Source organism: Pseudomonas sp. dw_612 (assembly GCF_018449725.1).
Classification (GTDB): domain Bacteria; phylum Pseudomonadota; class Gammaproteobacteria; order Pseudomonadales; family Pseudomonadaceae; genus Aquipseudomonas.
Window position 1 is genome coordinate 648,118 of the sequence record NZ_JAAVVC010000001.1, and the last position, 16,590, is coordinate 664,707.

The window sequence follows — 16,590 nt, forward strand, 5'->3', positions numbered from 1 at the left end:
TAAGGATCAGACCATGCGCGCCCTCGCCGCTTTAAGCCGCTTCGTCGGCAACACCTTCGCCTATTGGGTGCTGATTTTCGCCGTCGTGGCGTTCTTGCAGCCGACCTGGTTTATCGGCCTCAAAGGCGCCATCGTGCCGCTGCTGGGGCTGGTGATGTTCGGCATGGGCCTGACCCTCAAGCTTGAAGATTTCGCCGAAGTCGCGCGCCATCCATGGCGCGTGGCCTTGGGCGTGGTCGCTCATTTCGTGATTATGCCGGGTATGGCGTGGTTGCTGTGCCAGGCGTTTCACCTGCCGCCGGAAATCGCCGTCGGTGTGATTCTGGTCGGTTGCTGCCCAAGCGGCACCTCGTCCAACGTGATGACCTGGCTCGCTCGCGGCGACCTGGCGCTGTCGGTGGCCATCGCCGCCGTCACCACCCTCCTCGCCCCGCTGCTGACTCCAGCGCTGATCTGGCTGCTGGCTTCAGCCTGGCTGCCGGTGTCGTTCATGGAGTTGTTCTGGTCGATTCTGCAAGTGGTGCTGCTGCCGATCGTGCTTGGCGTGGTGGCGCAACGGCTGCTCGGCAACAAAGTGCGTCACGCGGTCGAAGTGTTGCCGCTGGTGTCGGTGGTGAGCATCGTGATTATCGTTGCGGCCGTGGTGGCGGCCAGTCAGGCGAAGATTGCCGAGTCCGGCCTGTTGATCATGGCAGTGGTGATGCTGCACAACAGTTTCGGCTACTTGCTGGGTTACTTCACCGGGCGCCTGTTCAAGCTGCCGCTGGCCCAGCGCAAGTCGTTGGCACTGGAAGTCGGCATGCAGAACTCCGGATTGGGTGCCGCGCTGGCCAGTGCGCACTTCTCGCCACTGGCGGCGGTGCCGAGCGCGTTGTTCAGTGTGTGGCACAACATTTCCGGGGCGCTGCTCTCGACGTATTTCCGCCGGATGAGCGAGAAAGAAGACCGGGAAATCGCAGCGCGGGAAGCGACTGAATAAGCGCAAAACTTGATCCCCGGATTAATGCTGGGCACTCTATGGCGCAACGCGAGGACGACCTCGCGGCTCGATCGAGTCATTAATCTGGGGACGACCCCGTCAATCGATGGAGGTCTTTCATGTCCTGGATCATTCTGTTTTTCGCCGGCCTGTTCGAAGTCGGCTGGGCCGTTGGCCTGAAATACACCGACGGCTTCAGCCGCCCGCTCCCCACTGCCCTTACCGTTGCCGCCATGGCCATCAGCCTTGGCTTGCTCGGCCTTGCGATGAAGGAACTGCCGCTGGGCACGGCCTACGCGATCTGGACCGGCGTGGGCGCGGTGGGGACGGTGATTGCCGGGATTATTCTGTTTGGGGAATCGATGGCGTTGTTTCGGCTGGCCAGTGTGGCGTTGATTATTGCCGGGTTGGTTGGGCTAAAGGTCAGCGCTTAGGCGGCTACCGCTTTCGCGAGCAAACCCGCTCCCACAGTGGGTATGGGTTGTGTCACAGACAGCAGACACACCCCCATGTGGGAGCGAGCTTGCTCGCGATGAGGTCGGCCCAGTCACCCTCTATCTAACAGTACCGCGCAACTCCCCCACCAACGCCTGCAACTTCGCCGGCTCTGCCACTTCAACCGCCACCGCAGGCCCCGCCACCAACGTCACCCGCGACCACAACCGACGAAACAAACCCTTGCCCGGATCGCGGCTGAAGAAACTCCCCCACAACCCCTGCAACGCCAGCGGAATCACCGGCACCGGTGTCTCTTCTAAAATCCGCGTCAGCCCGCCTCTAAATTCATTCATCTCACCGTCGGCCGTGAGTTTTCCTTCAGGGAAAATGCACACCAACTCGCCGTCCTTCAGATACTGGGCAATCCGCTTGAAGGCCTTTTCGTAAATCTGAATGTCTTCCTGACGCCCGGCGATAGGAATTGTCCCGGCAGTACGGAAGATAAAGTTCAGCACCGGCAGGTTGTAGATTTTGTAATACATCACAAAGCGAATCGGCCTACGCACCGCGCCGCCAATCAGCAAGGCATCGACAAACGACACATGGTTGCACACCAGCAGCGCCGCGCCTTCATCGGGAATCAGGTCGAGGTTGCGATGCTCGACGCGGTACATGGAATGGCTGAGCAGCCAGATCATGAAACGCATGCTGAACTCGGGAACGATGCTGAAGATGTAGGCGTTGACCCCGATGTTGAGCAGCGACACCACCAGGAACAATTGCGGGATCGACAGCTTGACCATGCTCAGCAGCACGATCGAGACAATCGCCGACACCACCATAAACAGGGCGTTGAGAATGTTGTTGGCCGCAATGACCCGCGCCCGCTCGTTCTCGGGGGTACGTGATTGAATCAGCGCATACAACGGCACGATGTAGAAACCACCGAAGATCCCGAGCCCGAGGATGTCGATCAACACCAGCCAGGTATGGCCGAAACCGAGGATTTCGATCCAGCCATGGCCAGTCACGCTGTCCGGAATCCCGCCGGAATGCCACCACAGCAGCAAGCCGAACACCGTCAGGCCAAACGAGCCGAACGGCACCAGACCGATTTCGACTTTGCGCCCGGAGAGTTTTTCGCAAAGCATCGAACCGAGGGCGATACCCACCGAAAACACGGTGAGGATCAGCGTTACCACGGTTTCGTCGCCGTGCATCCATTCCTTGGCGTAGGCCGGGATTTGCGTCAGGTAAATCGCCCCGATAAACCAGAACCACGAGTTGCCGACAATCGAACGCGACACCGCCGGCGTCTGCCCCAGGCCCAATTTCAGGGTGGCCCAGGACTGGGTGAAAATGTTCCAGTTCAGGCGCATTTCCGGCGACGCGGCGGCGGCGCGGGGAATACTGCGGCTGGCCAGGTAACCGAGCACCGCCACACCAATAATCGCGGTGGAAACGATGGGCGCATAGTGACCGGACGACATCATGATCCCGGCGCCAATGGTCCCGGCAAGGATCGCCAGGAACGTGCCCATTTCCACCAGGCCGTTGCCACCCACCAATTCGTCTTCGCGCAAGGCTTGGGGCAGGATCGAATATTTCACCGGCCCAAACAGCGCCGAGTGCGTGCCCATGGCGAACAGCGCCACCAGCATCAGCGACAGGTGATCAAACAGGAAGCCGACCGCGCCCACCGCCATGATCACGATTTCCCCAAGCTTGATCAGACGAATCAGCGCGTCCTTGGCGAATTTTTCCCCGAACTGCCCGGCCAGTGCCGAGAACAGGAAAAACGGCAGGATGAACAGCAATGCGCACAGGTTGACCCAGATCGAGCGGTCACCGTCGATGGTCAACTTGTACAAAATGGCGAGGATCAACGACTGCTTGAAGATGTTGTCGTTGAAGGCCCCGAGGGACTGTGTCACGAAAAACGGCAGGAAACGCCGGGTGCGGAGCAAGGTGAACTGTGAGGGGTGACTCATCTTCCGTGTTTCCCTGATGTTGGGTCGCTGATGTTAGGTAAAGAGCGGCGTGGATTTTGTTATTGGAATATCGAACGCCGATCCAGGCCACACATTACCTAATCTTTGCAGGTTATTTCTTTAATCCTGCAATGCACGGCGACACAAACAGTTCGCCACGCCAGGCGCCCTGCACGGTGCGCTTGCCGACGATCAGCCACATCACGGTCAGCAACGCCACCAACACGCAGCCGAAGACACTGAAAAAGATGAGGTTCAAGGTGCTGGCCAGTTTCAACGTCGCCAAAGAATAGACGCCCAACGGGAAAGTGAAACCCCACCAGCCGAGGTTGAACGGGATGCCGGCGCGCAGATACCGCACGGTGATCAGCACCGCGATCAACATCCACCACAGCCCGAAGCCCCACAGCGTAATCCCGGCCACCAACCCCAGTCCGTCAGCGATTTCGCCGATGCCCGGCAGACCATTGGCGGCGAAAATCGCGGGAGCGTCGGCGCCCAGCAGCAACATGCCCAACGCCCCGGTGCCGATCGGGCCGAGCGCCAGCCAGCTCGACGCGGCCATGTTTTCGTGGGGCAGTTTATGCAGCGCCATGCGCAGCAACAGGATCGTCAGAATGCTGAACGCGACGGGTAGGGAAAATGCCCACAGCACGTAGCTCGTCACCAGCACCTCCAGTTGCGAATGGGCATCGACCAGGTGCGACGCCAACAGACCACCGCTGGCGGCGGCCACTTCCGCCGCGACCACGGGTAACAGCCAAACGGCGGTCATTTGGTCGATGCTATGTTCCTGACGGGTAAACATCATGTACGGGATCAGCACCCCGCAGGCCACGGACATCGCCACATCCAGCCACCACAGCATTTCGGCCACATGGATCACGCCGTCGCCCCAACGCGGCAAACCGAACACCAAAAAGCCGTTGATGATGGTCGCCAAGCCCATGGGAATCGTGCCGAAGAACATCGAAACCGTGGAGTGCCCGAAAATCCGTCGCGCTTCATCGAAGAACAGCACCCAGCGCGCGGCGTACAGCCCGGTAAACAGCACAAACAGAAAGATATTGAACAGCCACAAACCTTCGGCCACCGCGTGCAAACCGGGGATGGCGACGGGCAATTGCGCCAGCGCCAAGGCCAGCACGCCGGTGCCCATGGTCGCGGCGAACCAGTTCGGCGTGAATTGGCGAATCGCTTCCAACGGACGCGGCAGAAGACTTAAAGGTTTGTAACCGGGTTTGGCAGTATTGGGGCAAATCATGGCGAACTCCTGTCCTCTGATGAGGTAGAGCCCATGGTAGATCCGGATCGAATATCTATATAACGGGTAATATCTCTAACTGTTATCTGTTTTGCAGATATACCGTCAGACACTGCCTTCCGTTTCAATCACCAATATCCGCGCCGCACCCAGCGGATGCGCCACATGCTCAGTGCCTATCGACGCATAAAAAATATCGCCGACTTCCAGCAAGGTTTGCTGTTCAACGCCGTCTTCGCGGTAATGCATCTGCACTTGCCCATCGAGCACGACGAACACTTCCTGACCATCATTGACGTGCCATTTGTACGGCTGGTCGGTCCAGTGCAAACGGGTGGTGATGCCGTTCATATTGGCGATGTCCAGCGCGCCCCAGGCACGCTCGGCGGTGAAGGATTTGCTGCGGATGATTTTCATGGGCGGTCCGTCGAATGGGTGGCGAGGCCAAGGCTAACTCAAACCGGCGAACAGCTGCGCCAGCCAGTCGATAAATACCCGCACCCGATTGCTCAGATGACGGTTTGGTGGGTACAGCACGTGGAAGGGATAACGCGTCGGACGCCAGTCTTCAAGGATCGGCACCAGTTCGCCCCGCGCGATATGCGCCTGCACGGTATAGGTGAAGGTGTGAATGACACCGAGTCCGGCCAGCCCTGCGGCGAGGTGGGCATTGCTTTCGTTGACGCTGAGCAGCCGCTGGCCGCGAATTTCCAGTTTCTCGCCATGGCGCTCGAACCTCGCCGGCATCGCCCGGCCATTCCGGGCCGAGTGGTAGCTGACCATGTGATGGTTTTTCTCCAGGTCCCGTGGATCGTCGGGGACGCCGAAACGTTCGAGATAGCCCGGCGTTGCACAAGTGGTCCATGACGATGTGCCCAATGGTCGCGCCGCCATGGACAGTTCGGTCAGTGGTCCGCCGCGAATCACGCAATCGACGTTTTCGCTGATCAGGTCGACCTGCCGATCACTGACGCCCATTTCGATCTGGATATTGGGGAAGCGCGCATAAAAGTCCGGCAGTGCGGGAATGATCAGCAGCGTTGCGACCGAACCACCGACATCCACGCGAACCCTGCCCCGGGATTGGCCTTGGGCGCAGGCGAAACTGTTGTCCAGATCATCCAGTTCCACCATCAACTGCATGGCGCGCTCGTAATACGCCATGCCATCGGCCGTGACGGTAAGCCGACGGGTGGTGCGCTGCAGCAGCCGCACCCCAAGATGTTCTTCCAACTCGGCGACCAGTTTGCTGACGGAGGTTTTCGGCAAACTCAGGGAGTCAGCAGCCTTGGTAAAGGACCCGGCCTGCACGACGCGGGCGAACACACGCATGGCCAATAATTGATTCATGACAGACACCTCGGGTGACAGGCCGTGAGTATTGTCCACAACCATGTACAAACAAACCCGATTCAGGTGGTTTTTCTGCTGAATCTTCCGGCATAGAGTCTGGCCAACGGCGCACAACCCGCCGACCCATTTCTCACATGACTTAGCGGAGATTCACACGATGAGCAGCACCCTCAAAGGCAAAATCGCATTGATCACCGGCGGCACCACCGGCATCGGCCTGGCCTCGGCCCAAGCCTTCGTCGATCAAGGCGCCACTGTCTTCATCACCGGCCGCCGTCAGGCAGAACTGGATGCGGCGGTGGCTTCCATTGGCCACAACATCACCGGGATTCAGGGCGACGTGTCGAACCTGGCCGATCTGGACCGGATCTTTGAAGTGATCAAGGCCAAGTCCGGGCATTTGGATATCGTCTTCGCCAACGCTGGCGGCGGTGACATGCTGCCACTCGGTGCGATCACCGAAGAACACTTCGACCGAATCTTCGGCATCAACGTCAAAGGCCTGCTGTTTACCGTGCAGAAATCCCTGCCCCTGTTGAAGGACGGTGGTTCGGTGATCCTCACGGCGTCCACCACCGCGACCAAAGGCACGGAAAACTTCAGCGTTTACAGCGCCAGCAAAGCCGCAGTACGCAACTTCGCCCGCTCATGGTTGCTGGACCTGAAAAGCCGCAAGATTCGCGTCAACGTCATCAGCCCCGGCCCAATCCACACGCCCGGCTTGACCGGAATCGCGCCACCGGATCAGCAGCAGGGCTTGCTGGACTTCCTGACCAGCCAGGTTCCGATCGGTCGTCTCGGCGAGCCGGCGGAAGTGGGCAAAGCGGCGGTGTTCCTGGCGTCGGATGCCAGCAGTTTCATCAACGGGATCGAGCTGTTTGTGGACGGCGGGTTCGCGCAGATCTGATCGGCGCAATGAAAAACGCGGCACCTCGACGGGCGCCGCGTTTTTTTATGATTGGCAGACTTTCAACGATCGTTGGCGCATCAAAGCCATCAATGCCCCCACGGCGAGGACGATCAGCACCGCGCCATAGCCATCGGTGGTCGCGATCAGTCCAAAGGTGCGGGTCAAGTTCCCGGCCAGCAACGACGGCAAGCAAAACGCCAGGTAACTCAGCACATAAAACGCCGACATCAACCCGGCCCGTTCATGGGGCAAGGCCAACGGCACAAGGCTGCGCACCGCACCGAGGAAACCGGCACCAAACCCGCAACCCGCCACCAGCGTACCGATGAAAAACAGCGGCAGACTGGCGCTGTGAACCGCCGTCAGGATCAGCACAATCCCTACCGGCAACAGACTGGCGCCCAGGCGCAGCACTTTGTCCGCCGGCCGATTGCGCAGGCTGTAGATCATCAACGCACCGGTCACCGTCAACGCGGCGACCGTCGCGCCGCCAATCAGGTTCGAGGTCGAACCGGTGGCGGTGCGCACTAATGACGGCGCCAGCGAGGCGAAGAAACCGCCCAGCGCCCACACCGCCGTGTTGATCGGCAGCACCGCCCACAACGTGCGCCGCGCCTGGACCGGCACATGCAGGGTCGGGCGCAGCGAAGCCAACGCCCCCGGTTGCCGGCTGACGCTTTCCGGCAGACGCCAGACGTACAGCGCCTGCATCACAAACAGCCCGAGCAGCACCCAAAACGTCAATTGCAACGGCAGCGGCGCAAATTCGGCCAACAAACCGCAACCCATGGCACCAACGGCCATGCCCAACAACGGCGCGACACTGTTGATCAACGGCCCGTGCTGACGGTGGGTATCCAGCAGCGCGGCGCTCAATACGGCGGTGGCCATTCCCGTCGCGAAGCCCTGAAGCACCCGGGCGCTGATCAGCCAAGCGACGCTGTCGGCATTGATAAACAGCACCATCGCCAGCATGTTCAGCAGGATCGCGGTGAAAATCACCGGTTTGCGCCCGAGGAAATCCGAGAGTGAGCCAACGGTCAGCAGCGCCACCAGCAACGTGAGGGCGTAGACGCCGAAGATCAGGGTCAGCGTCGCGGCCGAGAACTGCAGCTGGTCTTGGTACAAGTGATACAACGGCGTCGGCGCCGTGGAAGCGGCGAGAAAGCTGAGTAAAGTGATCGCCAGAAACCACAGGCTGGAACGGCTTGATACTGGATGAGACATTGGCACACTCCGCAAAAGCTAAGTTTTTGCTTTTGCGGAGTGTGCTACCGACCAGCGCTTAAAGCAAATTCTTTGTGTTAAGGTCCGCCACATGGCTATTAAAGAAGGTTTACGCCCGGGCGGCAGAAGCGCCAGGGTTCAAGAATCAATTCATTCGGCGGTCCGCGCGCTCCTTGAAGAACAGGAGCGCTCGACCGTGACGGTGCCGCAAATTGCTGCGCGCGCAGGGGTAACGCCGTCGACGATTTATCGGCGCTGGGGCGATTTGTCGGTGTTGCTGGCGGATGTCGCCCTCGCCCGCATGCGCCCCGACAGTGAGCCGGCCAACACCGGCAGCCTGCGTGGCGATTTGCGCGCCTGGGGTGAGCAGTATCTGGACGAGATGAGTTCGGAGCTGGGTCGCAACCTGTTGCGCGATGTGCAATGCAGCTCTACGCCGGGCTTTTGCGTGGCGATCATCGGCGGGCAATTGCAGACCATTCTGGATCGATATCCGGATCAGCCGTTGCCGAGCGTTGATCGCCTGATCAACCTGATCTCGGCACCGACGGTGTTTCGCGTGCTGTTTTCGGCGGCGCCGCTGGAGGTTGAGGAATTGCATCGGTTGATTGAGATTGCGTTGAGTCATTAAGGCCGCCATTCGCGAGCAAGCCCGCTCCCACAGGGGGACCGGGGTGTACACAAATTATGTGTTCACTGGAGCTCCCCTGTGGGAGCGGGCTTGCTCGCGAAGAGGCCCGCCCAGACCACCACAATCTGACTGACACAAAGCCCTGCGACACCCCGCCACGCCACGACCTTGGTCGACACTGACGAACCCACGCCATCGTGCGAGACTGTCTGTCCGGGCCTGAACCCCGGGTGTCTTTTGTCTGGAGTTTCCATGTCGCTGTCCAGCGGGCTGATCGCCGCCGTTGCCCTGGCCTATATGGCCATCATGTTCGCCATCGCCTTCTACGGTGACCGTCGCAGCGCGCCGTTGCCGCCGCGGGTGCGTGCCTGGGTCTACAGCCTGTCGCTGGCCGTGTATTGCACCAGTTGGACCTTCTTTGGCGCCGTGGGCCAGGCCGCCGAACAGCTCTGGTCATTCCTGCCGATCTACCTCGGGCCGATCCTGCTACTGGTGTGCGCGCCGTGGGTCCTGCAAAAAATGGTGATGATCAGCAAGCAGGAGAACATCACCTCCATCGCCGACTTTATCGCTGCACGCTATGGCAAGTCGCAATCGCTGGCCGTGGTGGTGGCGTTGATCTGCCTGGTCGGCGTCCTGCCCTACATCGCCTTGCAGCTCAAGGGCATTGTCCTCGGTGTGAATCTGCTGATCGGCGCCGGGGCCGACGCCATGGGCACCCGCGCCCAAGACACGGCGCTGATCGTCTCGCTGGTGTTGGCGTTGTTCACCATTGTGTTCGGTACCCGCAACCTCGACGCCACTGAACACCACCGCGGCATGGTGCTGGCGATTGCGTTCGAATCGCTGGTCAAGCTGTTCGCTTTTCTCGCGGTCGGCGCGTTTGTGACCTACGGCTTGTACGACGGTTTCGACGACCTGTTCGACCAGGCCATGCTCGCCCCACGCCTGGAGGAATACTGGAAAGAAACCATCAACTGGCCGTCCATGGTGGTGCAGACCGGCGTTGCGATGATGGCGATCATCTGCCTGCCCCGGCAGTTCCACGTCACGGTGGTGGAGAACATCGAGCCCCAGGACTTGCGTCTGGCCAAGTGGGTGTTCCCGGCCTACCTGGCATTGGCGGCACTGTTTGTAGTCCCTATCGCCTTGGCCGGTCAGATGTTGCTACCGAGCTCGGTGCTGCCGGATTCTTTCGTGATCAGCCTGCCGCTGGCCCAGGCCCACCCGGCGCTGGCGATGCTGGCGTTTATCGGTGGCGCGTCGGCGGCCACCGGCATGGTGATCGTGGCCAGCGTGGCGCTGTCGACCATGGTGTCCAACGACATGTTGTTGCCGTGGTTGCTGCGTCGAAACAACGCCGAGCGGCCGTTCGAAGTGTTCCGCCAGTGGATGCTCTCGGTGCGTCGGGTCAGCATCGTGGTGATTCTGCTGCTGGCTTACGTCAGTTATCGCCTGCTCGGCTCAACCGCCAGCCTGGCGACCATCGGCCAGATTGCCTTCGCCGCCGTCACCCAACTGGCCCCGGCCATGCTCGGCGCGCTGTACTGGAAGCAGGCCAACCGTCGTGGCGTTTTTGCTGGTCTCGCTGCGGGGACGTTCCTGTGGTTCTACACCTTGATCCTGCCGATTGCCGCCCACAGCCTCGGCGTGTCCCTGAGCACTTTCCCCGGGCTGGCGTGGTTGCACAGTAACCCGTTGAACCTGCCACTGACCCCGCTGACCCAAGGCGTGGTGCTGTCGCTGGCGGCCAACTTCACGTTGTTCGCCTGGGTCTCGGTGCTGTCGCGCACGCGGGTTTCCGAGCACTGGCAGGCGGGCCGTTTCATCGGCCAGGAAATCAGCGCCCGGCCCAGCGCCCGCTCGATGCTGGCGGTGCAAATCGACGATCTGCTGCAACTGGCCGCGCGTTTTGTCGGTGAGGAACGTGCGCGCCAGAGCTTTATCCGCTTCGCCTATCGCCAGGGCAAAGGCTTCAACCCGAACCAGAACGCCGACGGGGAATGGATCGCGCATACCGAACGCTTGCTGGCCGGCGTGCTCGGCGCTTCATCGACCCGCGCGGTGGTAAAAGCCGCCATTGAAGGGCGGGAAATGCAGCTGGAGGACGTCGTCCGCATCGCCGACGAAGCGTCGGAAGTGTTGCAGTTCAACCGCGCGCTGCTGCAAGGGGCGATCGAGAACATCACCCAAGGCATCAGCGTGGTCGACCAGTCGTTGAAACTGGTGGCCTGGAACCGGCGTTATCTGGAGCTGTTCAACTACCCGGATGGACTGATCAGGCTTGGCCGGCCGATTGCCGACATCATTCGCTACAACGCCGAACGTGGGCTGTGTGGTCCGGGCGAAGCGGAAGTGCATGTCGCCCGACGTTTGCACTGGATGCGTCAGGGGCGTGCCCACACCTCTGAGCGACTTTTCCCCAATGGCCGTGTGATTGAGCTGATCGGCAACCCGATGCCCGGCGGCGGTTTCGTCATGAGTTTCACCGACATCACCGCGTTCCGCGAGGCCGAGCAGGCGCTGACCGAGGCCAATGAAGGCCTGGAACAACGGGTGACCGCGCGGACCCACGAACTGTCGCAACTCAACGTCGCCCTCACCGAAGCCAAAGGCACCGCCGAGTCGGCCAACCAGTCGAAAACGCGTTTCCTGGCGGCGGTCAGCCATGACTTGATGCAACCGCTGAACGCCGCACGCCTGTTCTCCGCCGCCCTGACGCATCAGGACGATGGCTTGTCCAGCGAGGCGCAGAAACTGATCCATCACCTGGACAGTTCGTTGCGTTCGGCCGAAGACCTGATCAGCGATTTGCTGGACATTTCCCGCCTGGAAAACGGCAAGATCAACCCCGATCCCAAGCCGTTCGTGCTCAATGAGTTGTTCGATATCCTCGGCGCGGAGTTCAAGGCGCAGGCCCGGGAACAAGGGCTGAAGTTCCGTCTGCGCGGCAGCACATTGCGGGTCGACAGCGACATCAAGTTGCTGCGACGGATCCTGCAAAATTTCCTCACCAACGCCTTCCGTTATGCCAAAGGCCCGGTATTGCTGGGGGTTCGCCGGCGCAAGGGAGAACTGAGCCTGGAAGTCTGGGACCGTGGGCCAGGAATTCCGGAAGACAAGCAGCAAGTGATTTTCGAAGAATTCAAACGCCTCGACAGCCACCAGACCCGCGCCGAGAAAGGCCTGGGCCTGGGCCTGGCGATTGCCGACGGGTTGTGTCGCGTGTTGGGCCACACATTGCGTGTGCGTTCGTGGCCGGGACACGGCAGCGTATTCAGTGTCAGCGTGCCGTTGGCCCGGGCGCAGACACTGGCGCCGAGCAACGTGGTCGAACTCAACGGCAAATTGCCGAGCGGCGCGCAGGTACTGTGCATCGATAACGAAGACAGCATTTTGATTGGCATGAACAGCCTGCTGACGCGTTGGGGTTGCCAGGTCTGGACCGCGCGCAACCGTGAGGAATGCGCGGCGCTGCTGGGCGACGGGATGCGCCCACAGTTGGCGTTGGTGGATTACCACTTGGACGATGGCGAAACCGGCACTGAGTTGATGGCATGGCTGCGCACGCGATTGGGCGAGCCGGTGCCGGGGGTGGTGATCAGTGCGGACGGGCGCCCGGAGACGGTGGCCCAGGTGCATGCGGCGGGATTGGATTATCTGGCGAAACCGGTGAAACCAGCGGCGTTGCGGGCGTTGTTGAGTCGGCATTTGCCGTTGTGATGCGGCAGGTCCTAGCCATGTGGTGGTTGGGCTGACGCCTTCGCGAGCAAGCCCGCTCCCACAGGGTTTTGGGTGGCTAACTCCTTGTGTGCAACACCACACATCCCCTGTGGGAGCGGGCTTGCTCGCGAAGCTTTTGATCTACTCAGGCAACTCGGCCAAGCCATCTACATCGGTCATCGCCCGCTCCAGCAAATCCGCGGGCAAACTCTTGCTCGCCCGGGCACCGAGCAACTTCAATTGCTCGCTACGGCTGACCAGGTTTCCGCGCCCTTCCGTCAGCTTGTTGCGCGCCGAGCTGTAGGCTTTGTCCAGTTGCTGCAAGCGATTGCCGACTTCGTCCAGGTCCTGGATGAACAACACGAATTTGTCGTACAGCCACCCCGCCCGCTCAGCGATTTCCCGGGCGTTCTGGCTCTGGCGCTCCTGTTTCCACAAGCTGTCGATAACCCGCAGCGTGGCCAGCAACGTGGTCGGGCTGACGATCACGATGTTGCGGTCGAACGCTTCCTGGAACAGCGTCGGCTCAGCCTGCAACGCCGCGGAAAACGCCGCTTCGATCGGCACGAACAGCAGAACGAAATCCAGGCTGTGCAAACCGTCGAGGCGCTTGTAATCCTTGCCGGACAGGCCTTTGACGTGATTGCGCAGGGACAGCACGTGCTGCTTGATCGCGATCTGGCCGATGGCATCGTCGTCGGCGGCAACGTATTGCTGATACGCCGTGAGGCTGACCTTGGAGTCGACCACCACTTGCTTGTCGCCGGGCAGGTAAATGATCACGTCCGGCTGGAAACGCTCGCCGTCCGGGCCTTTGAGGGTGACTTGGGTCTGATACTCGCGGCCCTTCTCCAGACCGGCGTGTTCAAGCACGCGTTCGAGAATCAGCTCGCCCCAGTTGCCTTGGGTTTTCTGTCCTTTCAAGGCGCGGGTCAGGTTGGTGGCTTCGTCGCTCAGGCGCAGGTTGAGCTGTTGCAGGCGCTCCAACTCCTTGGCCAATGAAAAGCGTTCACGGGCCTCGGCTTGATAGCTTTCTTCAACGCGCTTTTCGAACGACTGGATGCGCTCTTTCAACGGATCGAGCAATTGCCCCAGACGCTGCTGACTGGTTTCGGCGAAACGCTGCTCGCGCTCGTCGAAGATTTTGCCCGCCAGCTCGGCGAACTGTGCGCGCAACTCGTCGCGCGAGCCCTGAAGGTCGTTGAGACGTTGCTGATGGCTTTCCTGCTGTTCGCGCAGCTCGGCATTGAGGGACGCGGTCTGCGCATCCAGGCGACGCAACTCAGCCTCTTTGCCGGCGCGCTCGATATTCCAGGCGTGAGCCGCGTCGCGAGCATCGTCGCGCTCGATTTGCAGCAGCTCGACTTCACGGCGCAGCGCGGCCAGATCCGCTTGCTTGGTGGAGTTGGCCTGACTCAGATCACCGATTTCATCGCGACACGCATCGAGCTGGGCATTCAAGCCGTCCTGGGCCAATTGGGCCATGGCCAGTCGCTCTTCCAGCAGCGCCTGATCGGCCAGCGCCGAGCTTGCCCGGCGCTGGATGTGCCAGGCCAGCGCCAACAATGGCACTGCAGCGCCCGCCAGACCGAGCAGTATGCTGGTCAAGTCCATAGCCATAGCGACTCCTGCCGATGAGATAAAGCCTGAAGGTTAACCAAGGCGTCAGGTCTTGGACAGCTCAGTCTTCGACGAGCCCCAGTTCCTGCTGGGCGCGTCGGTCACCGGCGCGGGCGGCCTGGCGCAGCAGGTCGTGGCCAATGCGCCGATCCCGGGCGTTGCCGCACTCGCGGCACATCAACTGACCCAAACGGCTTTGCGCGGCCACTACCCCTTCACGGGCCGGTTGCTTAAGCAATCGTCCGGCAAAATGTTTGACGTTGGGGTTATCGCCCAGGCGCGGGCTGTCCAGTAGCCACTCGGCCACACGCATGGAAAAGCGCTTGGGTGGGGTAACAGTCGGGGGCGTTGCGGTAACAGCGGGTGATACTGAGCGAAACTTCATAAAGCACTGTAGGGCAGATCGGAAGGCGCGCCACTCTACTCTTTTTTTCTTACAGGTAAAGTCGAAAAAAACCCGGCACGCCCGTCCTAGAGCAAGCGCTTGGGACAATCCACAGAAGCTGTGGATAACTCAGTGGACAACCGCCCTTGAACTCTCGCAAAGCCCTGTGGAATGGGGCTCGCAGTCAAACTGACGATTTTTTCACCAGTAAAAAAAAGCGATGTTTTTCATTGACTTAAATTTTCATTACAGGCACCCACTGTGTTTGAAGCCAAGGTGACAGTGGCGTGACAGCGCGCGCAACTTATGTGCACAAGTACCTTCGCAGCGGTTATATCAATGCGCTTTTTCGGCGCGTTTTTTGTTCACGCCTGGGGATAAGGCTGTTGGCGCATAGCCCTGTAGCAGCTGGCGAAGCCTGCGTTCGGCTGCGAAGCAGTCGTGATTGCAGATGACGCGGTGTATTAGAAAGATCGCATGCTCAGGTTTTGCGACTGCTTCGCAGCCGAACGCAGGCTTCGCCAACTGCTACTGGGGCCCATGCAGCGGTTCGAGGAATCTTTTTTGCTAACACACTTCCTTTCTCGAATTCAATCCGTTAGTATCCGCGGCGTTAGTACCAAGCTGAAAGTCAATTCTGGTCGAACAAATCCCCCCGGTGCCTTCCACTGAGAAGCCTCCACCGACAAAGCGGGATCGACCACCTCGATGGTTTCCAGGTAAACCTTGTGTCAACACTGCCTTTGAAATGAATGCAAAGGGTGTTGCGAAGCTCACTTACTCTGACCGAACCAGCCTGCAAATTGATCAGGATCTTCACCCCGGGCCCAGAACCTTTGCCCTTGATGTGTTGCCTGCCCTCCTAAGTACCTACCTGCCAGCCCAAGCGCGCCAATTATCAGCGCTTCAAACTGGCTGCTTTGTTCCAGTCGGGTTCTTCGTTCGACCAATGGTGGTCGTCGTCACTGGAACGTTTTAATTTTGCACGGCTCTTATCCGTGTCGCTTGTAGGAACACCTAATAATGTCTACTCAAATCCATACTCAGGATGCCATTCGCACCCTAACAAACGCTTTTGCCCCAATGAACTGCCTGATCATGGCCGCTCGCAAAGGCTGCTTCAGCTTCACTCTGGTCAACGAACACGGCATCGCCCGTCACAGCGAACGCCTGTACCCCGATCAATACTCCAGCGCTGAACCGCTGCAGGCCGTGATCGATCGTACTCGCCAGGCACTGGTTGCCTGAGACGCCAGAAAGACTGAAAACCTCAGAAGCCCTGCTCAAAAAGCAGGGCTTTTTATTGCCCGAGATTTCACTTTCCCCGCCCAATGCCTAAGCACTAACCGATATAACGGTTATAACTGCCAGCCGGAAATATTTTAAAAACAGGCCTTTACAGCGCGAATATGACACTACACTTCAACTCAAGCGGCTTGATCCGCTTCCGGCGAGCCTGAGTCGATTCACTGCTGCCAAGCCCCCATTCAGGTATCGCCGCCCATTTCATGTTTCGAGGGCTTTATGGGTATCGCTGCCAGCGAACTGTGCCGTTATGTGATCCGTCCGACCTTGATTTACCTCGGGCGCCATAGCGCAACTGCCGAATCCCTGCTGCTGGGCATCGCCGCCAGCCAGTCAGCCCTTGGCTCCGCCCTGCATGACCGTCGTGGACATGGCCTGTACCGAATCGCCGAGCCCCGTCATCGGGCGCTGTGGGATCACTACCTGGCCCTCGACCCGGAGCGGGCGAGCCTGGTACGTGGCCTGGCCAGCCAACATGCCTTTTTAAGCAGCCCGCACCTGGAATTGACCGTCAACCTGCGTTACGCCACCGCCATCGCCTGGCTGTTGGTAGAAGAGCAAAACACTCCCCTCCCCGATCCTGATGATGTGTTGGGCATGGCCCGAATCTGGCGCCAGACCTTCCAGCCTCAGGGACGTCTGCGCGACTTTACCTGCGCCTGGCAAACCTGTGTTTCATCGCTGAATCAAGTCGCCTGCTGACTGGCCCGCTTCGCAAGATCTTGCAACAGGTCGCGATTCTGGTTGGATTGTCCTACAAAACC

Annotated in this window: 14 protein-coding genes; 7 read left to right on the forward strand and 7 right to left on the reverse strand. The window is 60.0% G+C overall.

Annotation, left to right across the window (positions count from 1 at the left end):
• Positions 1 to 13: 13 nt before the first annotated feature.
• Together HB680_RS02990 and sugE are read left to right on the forward strand one after the other, a co-directional pair.
• Positions 14 to 979, forward strand: coding sequence for a bile acid:sodium symporter family protein (locus HB680_RS02990; protein ID WP_213937055.1), 966 nt, complete (start codon positions 14 to 16; stop codon positions 977 to 979).
• Positions 980 to 1,098: 119 nt separating this feature from the next.
• The gene (gene sugE, locus HB680_RS02995; RefSeq protein WP_027922462.1) at positions 1,099 to 1,413 is read left to right on the forward strand and encodes a quaternary ammonium compound efflux SMR transporter SugE; all 315 of its coding nucleotides are present in this window, start codon (positions 1,099 to 1,101) and stop codon (positions 1,411 to 1,413) included.
• Between the two features lie 120 nt (positions 1,414 to 1,533).
• On the opposite strand, the gene HB680_RS03000 is transcribed toward sugE, so the two are convergent.
• The 4 genes from HB680_RS03000 to HB680_RS03015 all read right to left on the reverse strand — a co-directional run bounded on the left by HB680_RS03000 (position 1,534) and on the right by HB680_RS03015 (position 6,022).
• Positions 1,534 to 3,408, reverse strand: a complete 1,875-nt coding sequence (locus HB680_RS03000; protein WP_213937056.1) for an MFS transporter — start codon at positions 3,406 to 3,408, stop codon at positions 1,534 to 1,536.
• Between the two features lie 112 nt (positions 3,409 to 3,520).
• Positions 3,521 to 4,672: a TDT family transporter gene (locus tag HB680_RS03005; protein ID WP_213937057.1), complete on the reverse strand. Its 1,152-nt coding sequence runs from the start codon at positions 4,670 to 4,672 to the stop codon at positions 3,521 to 3,523.
• 105 nt (positions 4,673 to 4,777) lie between these two features.
• Positions 4,778 to 5,089, reverse strand: a complete 312-nt coding sequence (locus HB680_RS03010) for a cupin domain-containing protein (protein WP_213937058.1) — start codon at positions 5,087 to 5,089, stop codon at positions 4,778 to 4,780.
• 33 nt (positions 5,090 to 5,122) lie between these two features.
• Positions 5,123 to 6,022 (reverse strand): LysR family transcriptional regulator, encoded by a 900-nt coding sequence (locus HB680_RS03015; RefSeq protein ID WP_213937059.1) that lies wholly within the window; start codon positions 6,020 to 6,022, stop codon positions 5,123 to 5,125.
• A 160-nt stretch (positions 6,023 to 6,182) separates the two neighbouring features.
• Between HB680_RS03015 and HB680_RS03020 the strand changes: the two genes are divergently transcribed.
• On the forward strand, positions 6,183 to 6,932 hold the full coding sequence (locus HB680_RS03020; RefSeq protein ID WP_213937060.1) for an SDR family oxidoreductase: 750 nt from the start codon (positions 6,183 to 6,185) through the stop codon (positions 6,930 to 6,932).
• A 45-nt stretch (positions 6,933 to 6,977) separates the two neighbouring features.
• Here the strand turns inward: HB680_RS03020 and HB680_RS03025 are convergent, their stop codons facing one another.
• A complete protein-coding gene (locus HB680_RS03025; protein WP_213937061.1) occupies positions 6,978 to 8,162 on the reverse strand; it encodes an MFS transporter in 1,185 nt (394 codons plus the stop codon).
• A 91-nt stretch (positions 8,163 to 8,253) separates the two neighbouring features.
• Here HB680_RS03025 and HB680_RS03030 point away from each other — a divergent pair, with 91 nt between their 5' ends.
• Together HB680_RS03030 and HB680_RS03035 are read left to right on the forward strand one after the other, a co-directional pair.
• Positions 8,254 to 8,793, forward strand: a complete 540-nt coding sequence (locus HB680_RS03030; RefSeq protein ID WP_213937062.1) for a TetR/AcrR family transcriptional regulator — start codon at positions 8,254 to 8,256, stop codon at positions 8,791 to 8,793.
• 252 nt (positions 8,794 to 9,045) lie between these two features.
• Complete coding sequence (locus HB680_RS03035; protein WP_213937063.1) at positions 9,046 to 12,516, forward strand: PAS domain-containing hybrid sensor histidine kinase/response regulator; 3,471 nt, start codon at positions 9,046 to 9,048, stop codon at positions 12,514 to 12,516.
• A gap of 141 nt (positions 12,517 to 12,657) precedes the next feature.
• On the opposite strand, the gene rmuC is transcribed toward HB680_RS03035, so the two are convergent.
• Together rmuC and HB680_RS03045 are read right to left on the reverse strand one after the other, a co-directional pair.
• Positions 12,658 to 14,022 (reverse strand): DNA recombination protein RmuC, encoded by a 1,365-nt coding sequence (gene rmuC, locus HB680_RS03040; RefSeq protein WP_213937110.1) that lies wholly within the window; start codon positions 14,020 to 14,022, stop codon positions 12,658 to 12,660.
• Positions 14,023 to 14,197: 175 nt separating this feature from the next.
• Positions 14,198 to 14,521 carry a sel1 repeat family protein gene (locus tag HB680_RS03045; RefSeq protein WP_213937064.1) on the reverse strand — a complete coding sequence of 108 codons (324 nt, stop codon included), beginning with the start codon at positions 14,519 to 14,521 and terminating at the stop codon, positions 14,198 to 14,200.
• Between the two features lie 1,023 nt (positions 14,522 to 15,544).
• Here HB680_RS03045 and HB680_RS03050 point away from each other — a divergent pair.
• Positions 15,545 to 15,769, forward strand: coding sequence for a hypothetical protein (locus HB680_RS03050; protein ID WP_003214941.1), 225 nt, complete (start codon positions 15,545 to 15,547; stop codon positions 15,767 to 15,769).
• A gap of 276 nt (positions 15,770 to 16,045) precedes the next feature.
• Positions 16,046 to 16,528 carry a hypothetical protein gene (locus tag HB680_RS03055; protein WP_133836569.1) on the forward strand — a complete coding sequence of 161 codons (483 nt, stop codon included), beginning with the start codon at positions 16,046 to 16,048 and terminating at the stop codon, positions 16,526 to 16,528.
• Positions 16,529 to 16,590: the final 62 nt, after the last annotated feature.